General features: G+C 69.8%; 13 protein-coding genes and 2 pseudogenes. 9 read left to right on the forward strand and 6 right to left on the reverse strand.

The annotated features are described in order from the left end of the window. Positions 1 to 143: 143 nt before the first annotated feature. Positions 144 to 1,160: a sugar-binding transcriptional regulator gene (locus tag NRF20_RS36355; protein WP_189276421.1), complete on the forward strand. Its 1,017-nt coding sequence runs from the start codon at positions 144 to 146 to the stop codon at positions 1,158 to 1,160. Between the two features lie 139 nt (positions 1,161 to 1,299). On the opposite strand, the gene NRF20_RS36360 is transcribed toward NRF20_RS36355, so the two are convergent. Then, a complete protein-coding gene (locus NRF20_RS36360) occupies positions 1,300 to 2,322 on the reverse strand; it encodes a terpene synthase family protein (protein ID WP_398628986.1) in 1,023 nt (340 codons plus the stop codon). 305 nt (positions 2,323 to 2,627) lie between these two features. Between NRF20_RS36360 and NRF20_RS36365 the strand changes: the two genes are divergently transcribed. The 5 genes from NRF20_RS36365 to NRF20_RS36385 all read left to right on the forward strand — a co-directional run bounded on the left by NRF20_RS36365 (position 2,628) and on the right by NRF20_RS36385 (position 9,158). Continuing rightward, positions 2,628 to 4,094 (forward strand): GuaB1 family IMP dehydrogenase-related protein, encoded by a 1,467-nt coding sequence (locus NRF20_RS36365; protein ID WP_398628985.1) that lies wholly within the window; start codon positions 2,628 to 2,630, stop codon positions 4,092 to 4,094. Between the two features lie 198 nt (positions 4,095 to 4,292). Continuing rightward, the gene (locus NRF20_RS36370; protein ID WP_398628984.1) at positions 4,293 to 5,750 is read left to right on the forward strand and encodes an aldehyde dehydrogenase family protein; all 1,458 of its coding nucleotides are present in this window, start codon (positions 4,293 to 4,295) and stop codon (positions 5,748 to 5,750) included. A gap of 110 nt (positions 5,751 to 5,860) precedes the next feature. Further along, positions 5,861 to 6,316, forward strand: coding sequence for an Lrp/AsnC family transcriptional regulator (locus NRF20_RS36375; RefSeq protein WP_114243475.1), 456 nt, complete (start codon positions 5,861 to 5,863; stop codon positions 6,314 to 6,316). 289 nt (positions 6,317 to 6,605) lie between these two features. After that, a complete protein-coding gene (locus NRF20_RS36380) occupies positions 6,606 to 7,403 on the forward strand; it encodes a carbon-nitrogen hydrolase family protein (protein ID WP_351260784.1) in 798 nt (265 codons plus the stop codon). Positions 7,404 to 7,451: 48 nt separating this feature from the next. Further along, a complete protein-coding gene (locus NRF20_RS36385; RefSeq protein WP_398628983.1) occupies positions 7,452 to 9,158 on the forward strand; it encodes a flavin monoamine oxidase family protein in 1,707 nt (568 codons plus the stop codon). Between the two features lie 12 nt (positions 9,159 to 9,170). Here NRF20_RS36385 and NRF20_RS36390 read toward each other — a convergent pair whose 3' ends face one another. The 3 genes and pseudogenes from NRF20_RS36390 to NRF20_RS36400 all read right to left on the reverse strand — a co-directional run. After that, positions 9,171 to 10,019 (reverse strand): fumarylacetoacetate hydrolase family protein, encoded by an 849-nt coding sequence (locus NRF20_RS36390; protein WP_266363204.1) that lies wholly within the window; start codon positions 10,017 to 10,019, stop codon positions 9,171 to 9,173. A gap of 74 nt (positions 10,020 to 10,093) precedes the next feature. After that, complete coding sequence (locus NRF20_RS36395) at positions 10,094 to 11,116, reverse strand: hydroxyacid dehydrogenase (RefSeq protein ID WP_413753950.1); 1,023 nt, start codon at positions 11,114 to 11,116, stop codon at positions 10,094 to 10,096. Beyond that, positions 11,100 to 11,636, reverse strand: a pseudogene (locus NRF20_RS36400) (dihydrodipicolinate synthase family protein); the annotation flags it as partial. The gene NRF20_RS36395 and the pseudogene NRF20_RS36400, both read right to left, overlap by 17 nt. Positions 11,637 to 11,714: 78 nt before the next feature. On the opposite strand from NRF20_RS36400, the gene NRF20_RS36405 reads away from it, so the two are divergent. From NRF20_RS36405 to NRF20_RS36415, 3 genes are all read left to right on the forward strand, one after another. Further along, the gene (locus NRF20_RS36405) at positions 11,715 to 12,563 is read left to right on the forward strand and encodes a hypothetical protein (protein ID WP_413753951.1); all 849 of its coding nucleotides are present in this window, start codon (positions 11,715 to 11,717) and stop codon (positions 12,561 to 12,563) included. Further along, positions 12,560 to 12,886 carry a GNAT family N-acetyltransferase gene (locus NRF20_RS36410; RefSeq protein ID WP_398628980.1) on the forward strand — a complete coding sequence of 109 codons (327 nt, stop codon included), beginning with the start codon at positions 12,560 to 12,562 and terminating at the stop codon, positions 12,884 to 12,886. Before NRF20_RS36405 ends, NRF20_RS36410 begins: the two co-directional genes overlap by 4 nt. 147 nt (positions 12,887 to 13,033) lie before the next feature. Further along, positions 13,034 to 13,492, forward strand: a complete 459-nt coding sequence (locus tag NRF20_RS36415; RefSeq protein ID WP_398628979.1) for a hypothetical protein — start codon at positions 13,034 to 13,036, stop codon at positions 13,490 to 13,492. 36 nt (positions 13,493 to 13,528) lie between these two features. Here the strand turns inward: NRF20_RS36415 and NRF20_RS36420 are convergent. Together NRF20_RS36420 and NRF20_RS36425 are read right to left on the reverse strand one after the other, a co-directional pair. Further along, a pseudogene (locus NRF20_RS36420) lies at positions 13,529 to 13,981 on the reverse strand (DUF5995 family protein); the annotation flags it as partial. 23 nt (positions 13,982 to 14,004) lie between these two features. Further along, positions 14,005 to 15,396 (reverse strand): uracil-xanthine permease family protein, encoded by a 1,392-nt coding sequence (locus tag NRF20_RS36425; RefSeq protein ID WP_266363241.1) that lies wholly within the window; start codon positions 15,394 to 15,396, stop codon positions 14,005 to 14,007. Between the last annotated feature and the right edge of the window lie 63 nt (positions 15,397 to 15,459).

Here is a 15,459-nt window from a genome sequence, read left to right on the forward strand (position 1 = left end):
CCGCTCCGGCCCCCGATTGCAGGTCGGCCCGGCCAAGGGCAGATGAACGCGGTCCGACGGGACCGATCAAGGATCGCCGGATCTGACAGGATGAACGGCGTATCGAGAGTGTGAACAGCAGTGAGGAGATCGCGGTGTCTGCAATGTCGGCGGGACGGTCCGCCCTGCGGATGGGGCCCGCGGAGCTGGTGCAGGCGGCGGCCATGGCCCGCCGCTTCTACCTCGAAGGAAAGTCGAAGATCCAGATCGCCGAGGAGTTCGGCGTCAGCCGCTTCAAGGTGGCCCGGGTCCTGGAGACGGCTCTTGAGCGCGACCTCGTACGGATCGAGATCCGCGTCCCCGCCGAACTGGACGCCGAGCGCTCCGACGCGCTCAGGGCCCGCTACGGGCTGCGTCACGCGGTCGTCGTCGAATCTCCCGCGGAGGAGCAGGACGACGCACCGGACCCGGAGAACCTGGGTGAGGTCGCGGCGGATCTCCTCGGAGAACTGGTGAACGAGGGCGATGTGCTCGGCCTCGCCTGGGGCCGGTCCACCATCCACATGGCGGCGGCGCTCGACCGGCTGCCGCCGTGCACGGTCGTGCAGCTCACCGGGGTGTACGACGCGGGGACGGCCGAGCGCGGCTCGGTCGAGGCGGTCCGGCGGGCCGCCCAGGTGGCCGGTGGTGAGGCCCACCCGATCTACGCGCCGATGCTGCTGCCCGACCCGGCCACGGCCGCCGCGCTGCGCCATCAGACCGGTATCGCGCGCGCCTTCGAGTACTTCGACAAGGTGACGGTCGCCGCGGTGTCCATCGGCTCCTGGGAGCCGGGCATCTCCACCGTCCACGACATGCTCACGGACGAGGAACGGGCGCACTACGCGTCGCTCGGCGTCGCAGCCGAGATGTCCGCGCACCTCTTCGACACGGAGGGGCGGCGGGTCGGCCGGGACCTGGGCGAGCGATGCATCACGGTCGAGGCCGACCGGCTGCGCCGGATCCCCGAGGTGGTGGCGATCGCGGGCGGCCAGCGGAAGGCCGCGGCGATCGGGGCGGTGCTGCGGTCCGGGCTCGTCACCAGCCTGGTGACGGACACGGCGGCGGCCGACTATCTGCTGACCGAGTCGGCGGCGCCGCGGCGGCCGGCGCTGGAGCGGGCGGATCCGGACGGGGCCTGAGCGGGTGCCGGGGCGGGCGGCGGTGGTCGCGGCGACCGCCGCCGGGGCCGCCCGGTGGCCGCTGCGTCCTCAGCCGCAGGGCGGGCCTGATTGTGCCGCCCGGCGATTGAGTGGGCCTCGACCGACGAGTCCGGTGGGTTCAGTCCTGGGCCATGCCCAGGACCGTTGCCTCCAGGTACTCTTCCGGCTCCTCGTACTGGCTCACATCGGCCGGGTTGTAGCGGGGGGTCTGCCGTGACCAGTCCAGGTTGCCGCGCATCCAGCTGCGCATCCCGTCCAGGTACGGTGCGAGCATCCAGGACAGCTGCGGGTACGCGGCCAGCAGCTCGGCCTCGGCGGTGAGGAACCGCTCCGTCTCCGTGGCGATCTCCGTGCAGACGTGTTCGAGCGCCTGCTGCTTGCCGTAACCGCGGTGGTGCCGGACCAGATGGACGAGATTGTGGATCTCGCCGAGCACCTGCTCCTTCTCGTACGAGTACACGTCGTTGGCCCAGCACACGACATTGCACGACGCTTCCAGCGCGGCGATGAACCGGGAATCGTTGTGGATCGACTCGGGAGCCTCGATCCCGGCCACGATCTCTATCAGGTCCATGCAGACATGTATCGCGCCGGTGTGGCGACGCTTGGCGATGTACGTCTCCTCGGACGGCACCACCCCTGCGGCCCGGTTCCCGGCCTCCCAGGTGGTGGCCGTCGTGAGATACGTGGTGAGGTGCCAGCCGAACCGGGTGCGCCAGTGCGCGGCCACGGTCGGCGTCGTCCGTTCCCACAGATCGACCAGGGCGACCACGGCGGCGGGAAGGTCCTCGGCCGGCAGGGTGCCGGTACCGGTGCCCTCGATCACGGACCGCATCACCGCGACCACGTCCCGCACCCGCTCCGGGCTGCGGCCCAGATGACCGTCGTCGAGCTGGTCGTCGACGAGAAACAGCCATACGAACCAGTCGGCCACGAGGTCGAGATTCTTGCTGTCGGCGGTCGGATACACCATGCCGACGAACGCTCCGAAGTCCGCTTGCTCGAAGCGCTCCCTGGCTGAATCACGGTGTACCAGACCGGTGTTGCGGATCCAGCTGTCGAGGTGGACCCGGGCGTGCCCGACGTGCGGATTCGTCCGCTGGGGGAACGGGCAGTAGATGTCCGGCAGTTCGCTCTCCACGGGTGGGTCGTGATCCTCTCCGGTCGTACGTGTGACGGAAGTTGTGACCGTCCGCCTGTTCCTCCGGGGCGTAGTCGTGACCCACGGACCTGCGGGTTTGAAGCTACCTGACCCCTTGTCATCAGGTCCAGGGAAGATGATCGCGAATGATTCGGATGCCGCACGGGTAGGGTCCGTGGGCAAGGCAGGTTCCACTTGCCCGGGACTCCCGCTCCGTTCCTTTGGAGGAACGTACGAACGCGGGGGTTGTTTGCTGTGTCTTCCTGGAAGCGACCTGCTCCGTTTCGTATGAAAAAATGAGCGTTATGCGTTTTCTTGAGCCCGGCACTGGTCGCTACACAGACTCCCCCTCGGTCCCGTACGACCTCACGTACGACGACGTCTTCATGGTTCCGGGCCGTTCGGCGGTCGGATCCCGCCAGGGTGTCGACCTCTCCTCGCCGGACGGCAGCGGCACCACCATCCCGCTCGTCGTCGCGAACATGACGGCCATCGCGGGCCGCCGGATGGCCGAAACGATCGCCCGCCGCGGCGGGCTCGTCGTCATCCCTCAGGACATCCCGATCGATGTCATCACCGATGTCGTCTCCTGGGTGAAAACGCGCCACCTCGTGCTCGACACGCCGATCGTGCTGGCCCCGGGCCAGACGGTCGCCGACGCCCTGTCCCTGCTGCCGAAACGCGCGCACGGCGCGGGCGTCGTCGTCGACGAGGAGCAGCGGCCCCTCGGTGTCGTCACCGACCACGACCTGACCGGTGTCGACCGCTTCACCCAGCTCTCCGAGGTCATGTCCAGGGATCTGGTACTGCTCGACGCGGACATCGACCCGCGCGACGCGTTCAACAAGCTCGACGGCGCCCACCGCAAGCTCGCCCCCGCCGTCGACGCGGACGGACGGCTCGTCGGCATCCTCACCCGTAAGGCCGCACTGCGCGCCACTCTGTACACCCCCGCCACCGACGCGGCCGGCAAGCTGCGGATCGCCGCCGCCGTCGGGATCAACGGCGATGTGGCCGGCAAGGCCAAGCAGCTCCTCGACGCGGGCGTCGACACGCTCGTCGTGGACACCGCCCACGGCCACCAGGAGTCCATGATCAGCGCGGTCAGGGCCGTCCGGGCGCTCGACCCGCAGGTGCCGATCGTCGCCGGCAACATCGTCGCCGCCGAGGGTGTGCGCGACCTCATCGAGGCCGGCGCGGACATCATCAAGGTCGGTGTCGGCCCCGGCGCCATGTGCACCACCCGGATGATGACCGGTGTGGGCCGGCCGCAGTTCTCCGCCGTCCTGGAGTGTGCCGCCGAGGCGAAGAAGTACGGCAAGCACGTCTGGGCGGACGGCGGCGTCCGTCACCCGCGCGATGTGGCCATGGCGCTCGCCGCGGGCGCGTCCAACGTGATGATCGGCTCCTGGTTCGCCGGTACGTACGAGTCGCCGGGTGACCTCCAGCAGTCCGCCGACGGCCGCTTCTACAAGGAGTCCTTCGGCATGGCGTCCGCGCGCGCCGTGAAGAACCGTACGTCGGACGAGTCGGCGTACGACCGGGCCCGCAAGGCGCTCTTCGAGGAGGGCATCTCCACCTCGCGGATGTTCCTCGACCCGGCCCGGCCCGGCGTCGAGGACCTGATCGACTCGATCATCGCGGGCGTCCGCTCCGCCTGCACCTACGCCGGCGCGGCCTCCCTGGAGGAGTTCGCCGAGAAGGCGGTCGTCGGGGTGCAGAGCGCCGCCGGTTACGCCGAGGGCAAGCCGCTGCACGCCAGCTGGAGTTGATTCCGGAGTCCCGCAACACCGTTGCCCCTCACGACCGTTCGTGCCGTGAGGGGCAACGGTGTTTTCGGGTGTCCTCACATGGCGTCAGGGATGTCCGATTCCGGCCCTCGGATACGATGGCGATCCGCGCCAACCCCATTGAAATGTAAGTAATATGAAGCACAATCAGCTGCTTGCCTTTCTGCGGTAAGGGATCTCATGTCCTTCTTCACCGACCTGGCCCATCAGTACATCGACGGAGAGTGGAGGGCGGGCAAGGGGTCCTGGGACATCATCGACTTCAATCCGTACAACGGGGAGAAGCTCGCCTCGATCACGGTCGCCACGGCGGACGAGGTGGACCAGGCGTACCGGTCCGCCGAGGCCGCCCAGCGGGCGTGGGGCGACACCAATCCGTACGCCCGCCGGCTGGTGCTGGAGCGGGCGCTGCACGTCGTCGAGGAGCGCGAGCCCGAGATCAGCGACGCGATCGTCGCGGAACTGGGCGGCACCCGGCTGAAGGCGGCCTTCGAGCTGCATCTCGCCAAGGAGTTCCTGCGGGAGTCGATCCAGCTCGCGCTGCGGCCCTCCGGGCAGATACTGCCCTCGCCGACCGAGGGCAAGGAGAACCGCGTCTACCGGGTGCCCGTCGGTGTCGTGGGTGTCATCAGCCCCTTCAACTTCCCGTTCCTGCTGTCGCTGAAGTCGGTCGCCCCCGCCCTGGCGCTCGGCAACGCCGTGGTGCTCAAGCCGCACCAGAACACCCCGGTCTGCGGCGGCACGCTGGTGGCGAAGGTGTTCGAGGAGGCGGGGCTGCCGGCCGGGCTCCTGAACGTCGTGGTCACCGACATCGCGGAGATCGGTGACGCACTGCTGGAGCACTCCATTCCGCAGGTCATCTCCTTCACCGGTTCGGACAAGGTGGGACGGCACGTCGCCACGGTCTGCGCGGCGAACCTCAAGCGCGCCGTGCTCGAACTCGGCGGCAACAGTGCGCTCATCGTCCTCGACGACGCCGATCTGGACTACGCCGTGGACGCGGCCGTCTTCAGCCGGTACGTGCACCAGGGCCAGGTCTGCATGGCCGCGAACCGGATCCTGGTCGACCGCTCGGTGGAGAAGGTATTCACCGAGAAGTTCGTCGCCAAGGTCGCTTCGCTGCGGGTGGGGGACCCGGCCGACCCGGAGACCCAGATCGGCCCGCTGATCAACTCCTCGCAGGCCGAGGCCATTTCCTCGCTCGTCGACCAGACCGTCGAGGCCGGCGCGACGGCCCTGCTGCACGGCAGCGCCGAGGGCAATCTGGTGAGCCCGTCCGTGCTGACCGGTCTGGCCGCCGATTCCCCCGTCCTGTCCCAGGAGATCTTCGGGCCGGTCGCGCTCCTCGTACCGTTCGACGGTGAGGACGAGGCGGTACGGATCGCCAACGACACCCCGTACGGTCTGAGCGGCGCTGTGCACACCGGCAACATCGAGCGCGGCGTACGGATCGGGCAGCGCATCCACACCGGCATGATCCACATCAACGACGGCACGGTCCACGACGAGCCCATCGTCCCGTTCGGCGGTGAGAAGAGCTCCGGCCTCGGCCGGCTGAACGGCGAGTCGATGGTCGAGGCCTTCACCACCCAGAAGTGGATCTCGGTGCAGCACGGCCGTTCGCAGTTCCCGTTCTGACCGGTCACCCGATGCGGTGAGCGCGCCCGGCGGGGCGGGCCATGGTCTACTTCGGGGGCGGCACCTGCCGCCCCCGACGCCGGCCATCGCAGAGAAGTGAACCGCCCGAAGTGCGCCTGAACGACCTCGACGAACGCATCGTCCACGCCCTCGCCGAAGACGCCCGGCGCTCCTACGCGGACATCGGCGCGCTCATCGGCCTGTCCGCGCCCGCCGTGAAACGCCGCGTGGACCGGCTGCGCGCCGAGGGTGCGATCACCGGCTTCACGGTGCGGGTGGACCCGGCGGCGCTGGGGTGGGAGACCGAGGGGTTCATCGAGATCTACTGCAGCCGCAATACGTCGCCGGAGGCGATCAAGCAGGGGCTTGCGCGGTACCCGGAGATCGCGTCGGCCTCCACGGTGACGGGGGAGGCCGACGCGATCGTGCAGGTCTTCGCCGCGGACATGCGCCACTTCGAGCAGGTGCTCGAGCGGATTGCGGGCGAGCCGTATGTGGAGCGGACGAAGTCCGTGCTCGTGCTGTCGCCGTTGCTGCGGCGGTACTCGTCGGGGTCGCCGGAGTAGGGCGCCGGGCTGCGCCCGGCGGCCGCCCCGTCCTCAATCGCCGGACGGGCCGGAGAGTTACCGGGCGGGCTGGTGATGCCCGGGCTGCGGGTCTTCGACGAGGCGTCGGGCTGAGACCTGTGTCACCTGCTTGACCTGCAAAGACGTCGGGCGCAATGAATCGCCGCCACAGGCCGTCGGTGCGCAATGGATCGACGGTGTACGCGCAACGGTCGCGCCTTGTCCGGTTCGAGTGGCGGACCGTACCGTCAATACGTCCCCGCCCCGCCCGCACCGCCCGAGGTCAGCCATGCCGCCGTTGCGTACCGCCCTGCTCCAGAGCTCCGGACGACCCGGGCATGTGGACGAGAACATCAAGGTGCTCGACGGAGCCGCACGGCGGGCGGCGGACGCCGGGGTCCGGCTGCTCGTCTGTCCCGAGCTGTTCCTGACCGGGTACGCGATCGGGGCCGACGTGCCCCGGCTGGCCGAGCCGGCGGACGGGCCTTGTGCCCGGGCCGTCGCCGAGATCGCCGCACGGCACGGGCTCGCGGTCCTCTACGGCTACCCGGAACGCGCGGGCGAGCAGATCTTCAACGCTGCGCAGCTCATCGGGCCGGACGGGTCGGCGCTCGCGAACTACCGCAAGACCCATCTGTTCGGCTGCTTCGAGCAGGAGTGGTTCACCCCGGGCGAGCAGCCTGTCGTCCAGGCCGAGCTGGACGGCGTACGCATCGGGATCATGATCTGCTACGACGTCGAGTTCCCGGAGAACGTCCGCTCGCACGCCCTCGCCGGCACCGATCTGCTGCTGGTGCCCACCGCGCAGATGCACCCCTTCCAGTTCGTCGCCGAGTCCGTCGTACCAGTGCGCGCATTCGAGAGCCAGATGTACGTGGCGTACGTCAACAGGACCGGCCCGGAAGGCGAGTTCGAGTTCGTCGGGCTGAGCTGCCTGGCCGGTCCGGACGGCACCGTCCGCACCCGCGCCGGACGCGGCGAGGAACTGGTCATCGGCGAGGTCGACCCCGAGTTCCTGAGCGCGTCGCGCGCCGCCAACCCGTATCTGAACGACCGCCGCCCCGGTCTGTACGGCTCCCTCGTCTGAGCCCGCCACCCCTCGTTCCACCTTTTTCGTGCAAGGAGTCCGTACCCCATGACGTCCACGGTGCCCAACGCCGTCCAGCACACCGACGCGCAGCCGCCGATCACCATGTTCGGGCCGGACTTCCCCTATGCGTACGACGACTTCCTGGCGCACCCCGCGGGGATCGGGCAGATACCGGCGACCGAGCACGGCAGCGAGGTCGCCGTCATCGGTGGCGGGCTCTCCGGCATCGTCGCCGCGTACGAGCTGATGAAGATGGGGCTCAAGCCCGTCGTCTACGAAGCGGACGAGATCGGCGGCCGGCTGCGCACTGTCGGATTCGACGGCTGCGATCCGGAGCTCACCGCGGAGATGGGCGCGATGCGCTTCCCGCCGTCCTCCACCGCTCTCCAGCACTACATCGATCTGGTCGGCCTGGAGACGAAGCCGTTCCCCAACCCGCTCTCCCCGGCCACCCCGTCGACCGTCGTCGACCTCAAGGGCGAGTCGCACTACGCGCGGACCATCGCCGATCTGCCGCAGGTCTACCGCGATGTGATGGACGCCTGGAACCGGTGTCTGGACGAGGGCGCGGACTTCTCCGACATGAACCGCGCGATGCGCGAACGCGATGTGCCCCGCATCCGGGAGATCTGGGCGAAGCTCGTCCAGAAGCTCGACAACCAGACCTTCTACGGATTCCTCTGCGACTCCGACGCCTTCAAGTCGTTCCGGCACCGTGAGATCTTCGGCCAGGTCGGCTTCGGAACCGGCGGCTGGGACACCGACTTCCCCAACTCCATCCTGGAGATCCTGCGCGTCGTCTACACCGAGGCGGACGACCACCACCGGGGCATCGTCGGCGGCAGCCAGCAGCTCCCGCTGCGGCTCTGGGACCGCGAACCGCAGAAGATCGTCCACTGGCCGCTCGGCACGTCACTGTCCTCGCTGCACAAGGGCGAGCCGCGCCCCGCCGTGACCCGGCTGAACCGTACCGCCGGAAACCGGATCACCGTCACCGACGCCACCGGTGACATACGCACCTACCCCGCCGCGATCTTCACCGGGCAGTCCTGGCTGCTGCTCTCGAAGATCGACTGCGACGACGCGCTCTTCCCGATCGACCACTGGACGGCGATGGAGCGCACCCACTACATGGAGTCGTCCAAGCTGTTCGTCCCCGTCGACCGGCCGTTCTGGCTGGACGAGGCCGTCGACGGCAGGGGGGTGCCGACCGGGCGGGACACCATGTCGATGACGCTCACCGACCGGATGACCCGGGGGACGTACCTGCTGGATGACGGCCCCGACCGGCCCGCCGTCATCTGTCTCTCGTACACCTGGTGCGACGACAGCCTGAAGTGGCTGCCGCTCTCCCCGAACGAGCGTATGGACGTCATGCTCAAGTCGCTCGGCGAGATCTATCCGGACGTCGACATCAGGAAGCACATCATCGGCAACCCGGTGACCGTCTCCTGGGAGAACGAGCCGTGGTTCATGGGGGCGTTCAAGGCCAATCTGCCGGGCCACTACCGCTACCAGCGGCGGCTGTTCACCCACTTCATGCAGGACCGGCTGCCCGCCGACCGGCGGGGCCTGTTCCTCGCGGGCGACGACATCTCCTGGACGGCCGGATGGGCCGAGGGCGCCGTACAGACCGCGCTCAACGCCGTGTGGGGTGTGATGACCCAGTTCGGCGGCGCGACCGATGCGACGAACCCCGGCCCCGGCGACGTCTTCGACGACATCGCCCCGGTCGAACTTCCGGAGGACTGAGAACGGTCGGAGCTAGGCGGGCCGGCAGACGCTGCGCTGCCGGCCCAGGCCCGAGATCTCGACCTCCATCACATCGTCCGGACCCAGGTAGGGGAAGCGGCCGGACAGCGCCACGCCCTGCGGGGTACCGGTGTTGATGATGTCGCCGGGCTCCAGCACCAGATACTGCGACAGATGGTGCACCAGATGCGCCACGCTGAAGATCATGTCCGCGGTGCTGGAGTCCTGCCGCGGCTCCCCGTTCACATAGCTGCGCAGCCGCAGTTGCTGCGGGTCACCGACCTCGTCGGCCGTCACCAGCACCGGCCCCAGCGGGTTGAACGTGGCGCAGCTCTTGCCCTTGGACCACTGGCCGCCCGACTGCTCCAGCTGGAAGGCGCGCTCGGAGACGTCGTTGCTGACGGCGTAGCCCGCGATGTGTGCGGCGGCGTCGGCGGGAGAGTCCAGGTAGGAGGCGCGGCGGCCGATGACGACGGCCAGCTCCACCTCCCAGTCGGTCTTCTTCGAGCCGCGCGGGATCAGCACGTCGTCGTACGGGCCGACGACGGTGTTCGGCGACTTGTAGAAGAGGATCGGCTGCGCGGGCGGCTCGTGACCCGACTCCGCCGCGTGTGCCGCGTAGTTCTGGCCGATGCAGAGCAGTGCGGAGGGACGGGCCACCGGGGCTCCGATCCGCTGACCGGTGATGTCGATCTCCGGGAGCGCCGGCTCGGCGGGGGCCAGGTGCGGATTGTCGGCGAGCGCGGCGAGGAACGCGCCGTCGATGTCGTGGGTGATGCCGGACAGGTCGTGGTGACGGCCCTCGGGGCAGACGGCAACGGGGCGCTCATGGCCCGGCTCGCCGATGCGCATCAGTCGCATGACGGTGAACTCTCCTGAGAGGTATGAGGGTTGGGGAGGGGTAGGGCCGTTTGTCCCTGATCCACCGCACAGCGCTAGCGCAGACGGATGAGGGCGTCGACGGTGACCGCGTGGACCGGGGGGCGTCCGGCGAGCAGCCGCAGCACCTCGTTGACGGCGCTCATTCCGAGCCGCTGCCGGCACTCGACGCTGCCCGCTGCCTGGTGCGGAGTGAGCAGCACATTCGGCAGGGAGCGGAAGGGGTGGCCTGCGGGCAGCGGCTCGGCGTCGAAGACATCGATCGCCGCATCCAGCCGGCCCGATGCCAGCTCGGCGATGAGCGCGTCCTCGTCGACCAGCCACGACCTGGCGGTGTTCACCAGGCCCGCCCCGTCCGGCATCAGCGCCAGCTGTTCGGCGCCGATCATCCTGCGGGTCTCCTCGGTGACCGGCGCGTGCACGGCCACGATCCTGCTGCGCGACAGCAGAGTCCGAAGCGGTACGGACTTCACGCCGAGCGCCTCGGCGTCCGCATCGGAGAGGTACGGGTCGGCGACGCTGACCCGCGCCCCCATCGCCCGCAGCAGGGCGATGTAGGCACGTCCGGTGCGGGAGGCGCCGATCACGCCGATGTCGCTGCCATGGATCTCGTGGCGGGGCGGGGCCTCGCTCGCCGCCGCCCACTCCAGCCCGCCGCGCAGCGCGTGGTCGAAGCGCTGGATGCGGTGGAGCAGCGAGAGTGTGAACGCGAGAGCCACCTCGGCGACCGGGCGGGCCATCTCGTCACCCGCCTGGGTGACCAGGATGCCCCGCCGGAACACCTCCTCGGTGACATAGGGCGCGACCGCCGAACCCGTGTGCGCCACCAGTTCCAACCGGTCGGCCGATGCGAGGAGTTCGGCGTCCACCTTGGGCGCCCGCCACGAGGTGATCAGCGCGCGGGCGCCGGGCAGCGCCGCGGCCACCGCCGCCCGGTCGGAGTGGTCGTCCAGGACCGTCAGCTCCGCCGCGCGCTCCAGCTCCCGCCACACCTCGGTGGTGAAGAACTGGGCCCGCAGGCCCGGCGGTACGGCGACGACCACCCGGGGGCGGTCGGCAGGATCAGGAGAGCCAGGCATCGAGGTGCTCCGCAACGAAGGCGTCATCGGTCAGCCAAGGGTAGGCCGCGGCCACCCGGCTGATCTCCTTCGCCTGCCCGGGGGAGAGCGTCTCGGCCGGGTCCAGACACCTGATGTTCGCCAACAGGCCCTGGCGGTGGAGCACTTCGTGCACCCCGGCGATGCAGCCGCGGAACGCGCCGCGCACATCGAAGACCGCGCTGTTGGCATCGGTCAGCTCGGAGCGACGCGCCAGACAGCGCACCATCGCCTCGTGGTCCCCGCCGCGCGCCTTGCGGACGTCGTCGAGGAGCGTCACTGCGGAGCTCGTCCACACGGCCCACTGGCCGAGGAGGCCGCCCGCGAACCAGCGCGGTGTGCCGCCCGCCGTCTCGTACGGGGTGAGCAGATCACCGATGATGTCGTCGTCGTTGCCCGTGTACAGCGCCACCTCGTCGGCGCGGTCCGCGGCGGCCACCGCCCGTACGACATCGGCGGTGCGGTACCGGTCGAACGGGGCGATCTTCACCGCGACCGTGGCGACGACGCGGGCGGCAACCCCTTCACGACACACGGGCAGTACGAGCACGATCTCCTCTTCGACGGCAATTCCGGACTGATGGACATAGCCAACTCCGGTGCACAGTGGGGGATTTCCGCGAAGCGGATCACCGTACGCAGACATGTCTGCTCCTGGTTCACCGCCAACACCAAGATCACCGATCTGACCCTCGAGGACATCACGGTGATCGCGCGCCCCACCTTCGACCAGGCCGGCACCCTCACCGTCAACGCCGACGGAGCCCAGGTGCGCGGCTGCAGCGCCAAGACCTTCGCCGTCGCCCAGCGCTCCGCCCGCTCCACCCGGCCGACCACCATCAGCGACTGCTCCTTCGAGCCGCCCGCGGGAGCCGTCCTCGTCCAGAATCCGGTCACCGCTCCCGTCCACTTCGTACGCTGCACCTTCAGGGGCGTCGACGGCGCGATCCTGCGCGGTGCGGGGCCCGTCCACTTCACCGACTGCACCGTCACCGGCGCCGAGAACGCGGCCCCGCTCTCGGTCGGATCGGCGGATCTGCGGATCGACGGCGGTAGTTACGACAACACCGGCATCGAACTCAGCGCCGTCCGCGACCAGCGGATCACCGTCACCGGCGGCACCCGCCTCACCGGCAGCAACAGGGCCAGGGTGCTTCTCGGCCGCGCAGCCGGCCCCGGGAAGGTGACATGGGACATCAACGCGCTCAGCAGCGCCGCCTCGGGACCGGACACCGCCCATGTGCGCATCGCCGACGGCACGAACCACTACGCGGCGACCGGCAGCCGCTTCACCGGCGGCAGGCTCCACCTCGCCCCGCACGCACTCGATTCGGCCCTGCACACCGCGTGCGTGGAGGACGGTACGAAGCGCAGCGCGATGCCCGTGAACAGCGACTCGGCGCGCACGGACGGGAACCTGACGCTGTGACCGCCGTCATCAGGACCGCGACGGCGGCCGACGGCCCGGCCCTGGCCGCTCTGTGGCAGCGGTGCTTCGAGGCCCCGCAGATCGCCGCCCTCCATGCCCTCGACCCGGACCGCCACCGCCATACGTTCGTCGCGCAGAACGGTCCGGGGGGCGGGATCGACGCGGTCGTCGTCTACGTACCCAGGCTGATCCGCGACGCGCACGGCACCCCGCAGCGGGTCGGCGGCATCGGCGGCGTCGCCACCCGTCCCGAGGCCCGGGGCCAGGGGCTGGTACGGCGGCTGCTGGTGGAGGCGGAGCGCACCATGATGGCCGAACACTGAGCCTGGTCACTGCTGTTCACCGGGACGCCCGGGGTCTACCGGGGCTCGGGATGGCAGGAATTCGGCAGTGCGTACACCGAGGGGACGCTCGCGCCCCCGGCTGCCCCCGGGACGTTCCGGGTCCGCGAGGCCACTGCGGAGGACGCCGTGGAGGTGGCCGCCCTGCACCATGCGTACAACGCGAACAGGCCGCTCAGCTCGTTGCGGGCTCCGGAGGACTGGGCGGTGCGCGTGCCCGCCTGGTACGGCCCTGCCGACCGGTCGCTCGTGGCTCAGGATCCCGGGTCGGGGGCGCTCGTCGGCTGGATGGTGGCCCAGCACGAGGGGGAGTGCGTGGAGGTACGCGAGTTCGCGGGCGCACCCGAGTGCCTGGGCGAGCTGTTCGCCGCCGTCGGTGAACGTGGCCGGGCCGCGGGGCTGAGCCGGGCCCGGGTCCGGATTCCCGAAGGCCCCGGGGTCCGGGCGGCACTGCCGGCCCTGCTGGCGGACCCCCGGCCGGTGGCCGAACACGTGGGCATGGCGCGCCCGCTGCACGCCACCGCCGACTCGGTCCGGGCCACGGTCACGGCGCCCGGCGCGGTCCACTGGTACGGCGACTGCTTCTGACCGGTACGGCACCTGCCTGTACGAGGCCGGGCGCGGTCAGTGACAGGGAGTGAGCAGACAGCGCCCCACCAGCCCCGCCTCCGCATCCATCCGCTTTCTGAACTCCTCGGCGAGCAGCGGGACATCACGCAATCGCCACAGCACCAGGGCCGCGGACCAGGCCGCCTCACGGGCCCGTTCCAGATTCCACGAGCCGAGCAGATGGGTGAGCGGGTCCGCGAGTTCCAGCAGATCGGGGCCGGGCATCAGATCCTCGCGGATCCGTTCCTCCAGCGTCACGAGGAGGTCGCCCACACGGTCGAAATCCTCTTCGAGGCCGGGCGGGGCGCAGCCGAGCGTGTGGCAGGTGTCCACGACGGCGAGCGGCAGATCGTGGCCGATGTGCGCCTTGATGCCGGCCAGGGCGAACTGCAGCGGTTGTACGCCGGGATGGCGCCGGTACTGGAACAGCGGACGCCAGCAGTCGGGCGTCCGGTGCCCCGCCGTGGCAGCCGGAAACCCCCGCTTCGGTACTACGCCTTGTCCGTCGGTGCCGGTTCGTCGTACGCCGACGTCCCGGAGTCCAGCAGGGGCTCCTGGGTCTTGAGGTGCGCCGGGGCGAAGGCACGGAGTACGTGGTAGCCGGTGATCACCACGATCGTGCCCAGGGCGATGCCGCTCAGCTCGAAGTTGTCGGTGATCTTCAGACTGACCCCGCCGACGCCGATGATGATGCCCGCGGCGGCCGGGACCAGGTTCAGCGGATTGCGCAGATCGACCTTGCCGTGCAGCCAGATCTGGGCACCGAGGAGGCCGATCATGCCGTACAGGATGACGGTGATGCCGCCGAGCACACCGCCGGGGATGGCGGCGACGACCGCACCGAACTTGGGGCAGAGGCCGAAGAGCAGAGCGAAGCAGGCGGCTGCCCAGTACGCGGCGGTGGAGTAGACGCGGGTCGCGGCCATGACGCCGATGTTCTCCGAGTACGTGGTGTTCGGCGGGCCGCCCACCGCGGTCGACAGCATCGACGCGGCGCCGTCGGCGGCGATCGCGGTGCCCAGCTTGTCGTCCAGCGAGGCGCCGGTCATCTCGCCGACGGCCTTCACATGGCCGGCGTTCTCGGCGATCAGCGCGATGACCACCGGCAGGGCGACCAGGATCGCCGACCACTCGAAGCTCGGCGCGTGGAAGGACGGGAGACCGATCCAGTCGGCCTTGGAGACACCCGACAGATCGAGCCGCCAGTGGTCGACGGCCTCGGCGCCGCCCGCCGGGGAGTGGATCTTGCCGAAGATCCGGTCGAGGACCCAGGACAGCGCGTATCCGAAGACCAGGCCCAGGAAGATCGCGATACGCGAGAAGAATCCGCGCAGGCACACTACGGCCAATCCGGTGAACAGCATCACCAGCAGTGCCGTCCACTGGTCCTGCGGCCAGTACGTCGACGCGGTCACCGGAGCCAGGTTGAAGCCGATCAGCATGACGACGGCGCCGGTGACCACCGGCGGCATCGCCGCATGGATGATCCGCGCGCCGAACCGCTGCACCGCGAGGCCGGCGAGGAAGAGCACCACACCGACGACGAAGACCGCACCGGTGACCACCGCGCTGCTGCCGCCGCTCGCCCGGATCGTCGCGGCGACCCCGACGAAGGAGAGCGAACAGCCGAGGTAGCTGGGCACCTGGCCGCGCGTGGCCAGCAGGAAGATGGCCGTCGCGACACCCGACATCATGATCGCCAGGTTCGGGTCCAGGCCCATGAGTACCGGGGCGACGAACGACGCACCGAACATCGCGACCACGTGCTGGGCGCCGAGTCCGAACGTACGGGGCCAGGAGAGCCGTTCGTCCGGCCGGACCACGGCCCCCGGTGCGGGGGTCTTCCCGTCGCCGTGCAAGGTCCAGCGCACGCCGAGGCCCATGGTCGCTCCCTGTGTGTAGGTGCGGAGTCCAGTGCCTCGCCCGGCATGGCGCAAACCGCAGAA

Origin of the sequence: Streptomyces sp. R-74717 (assembly GCF_047305335.1) — a bacterium.
Lineage (GTDB): Bacteria > Actinomycetota > Actinomycetes > Streptomycetales > Streptomycetaceae > Streptomyces > Streptomyces atratus.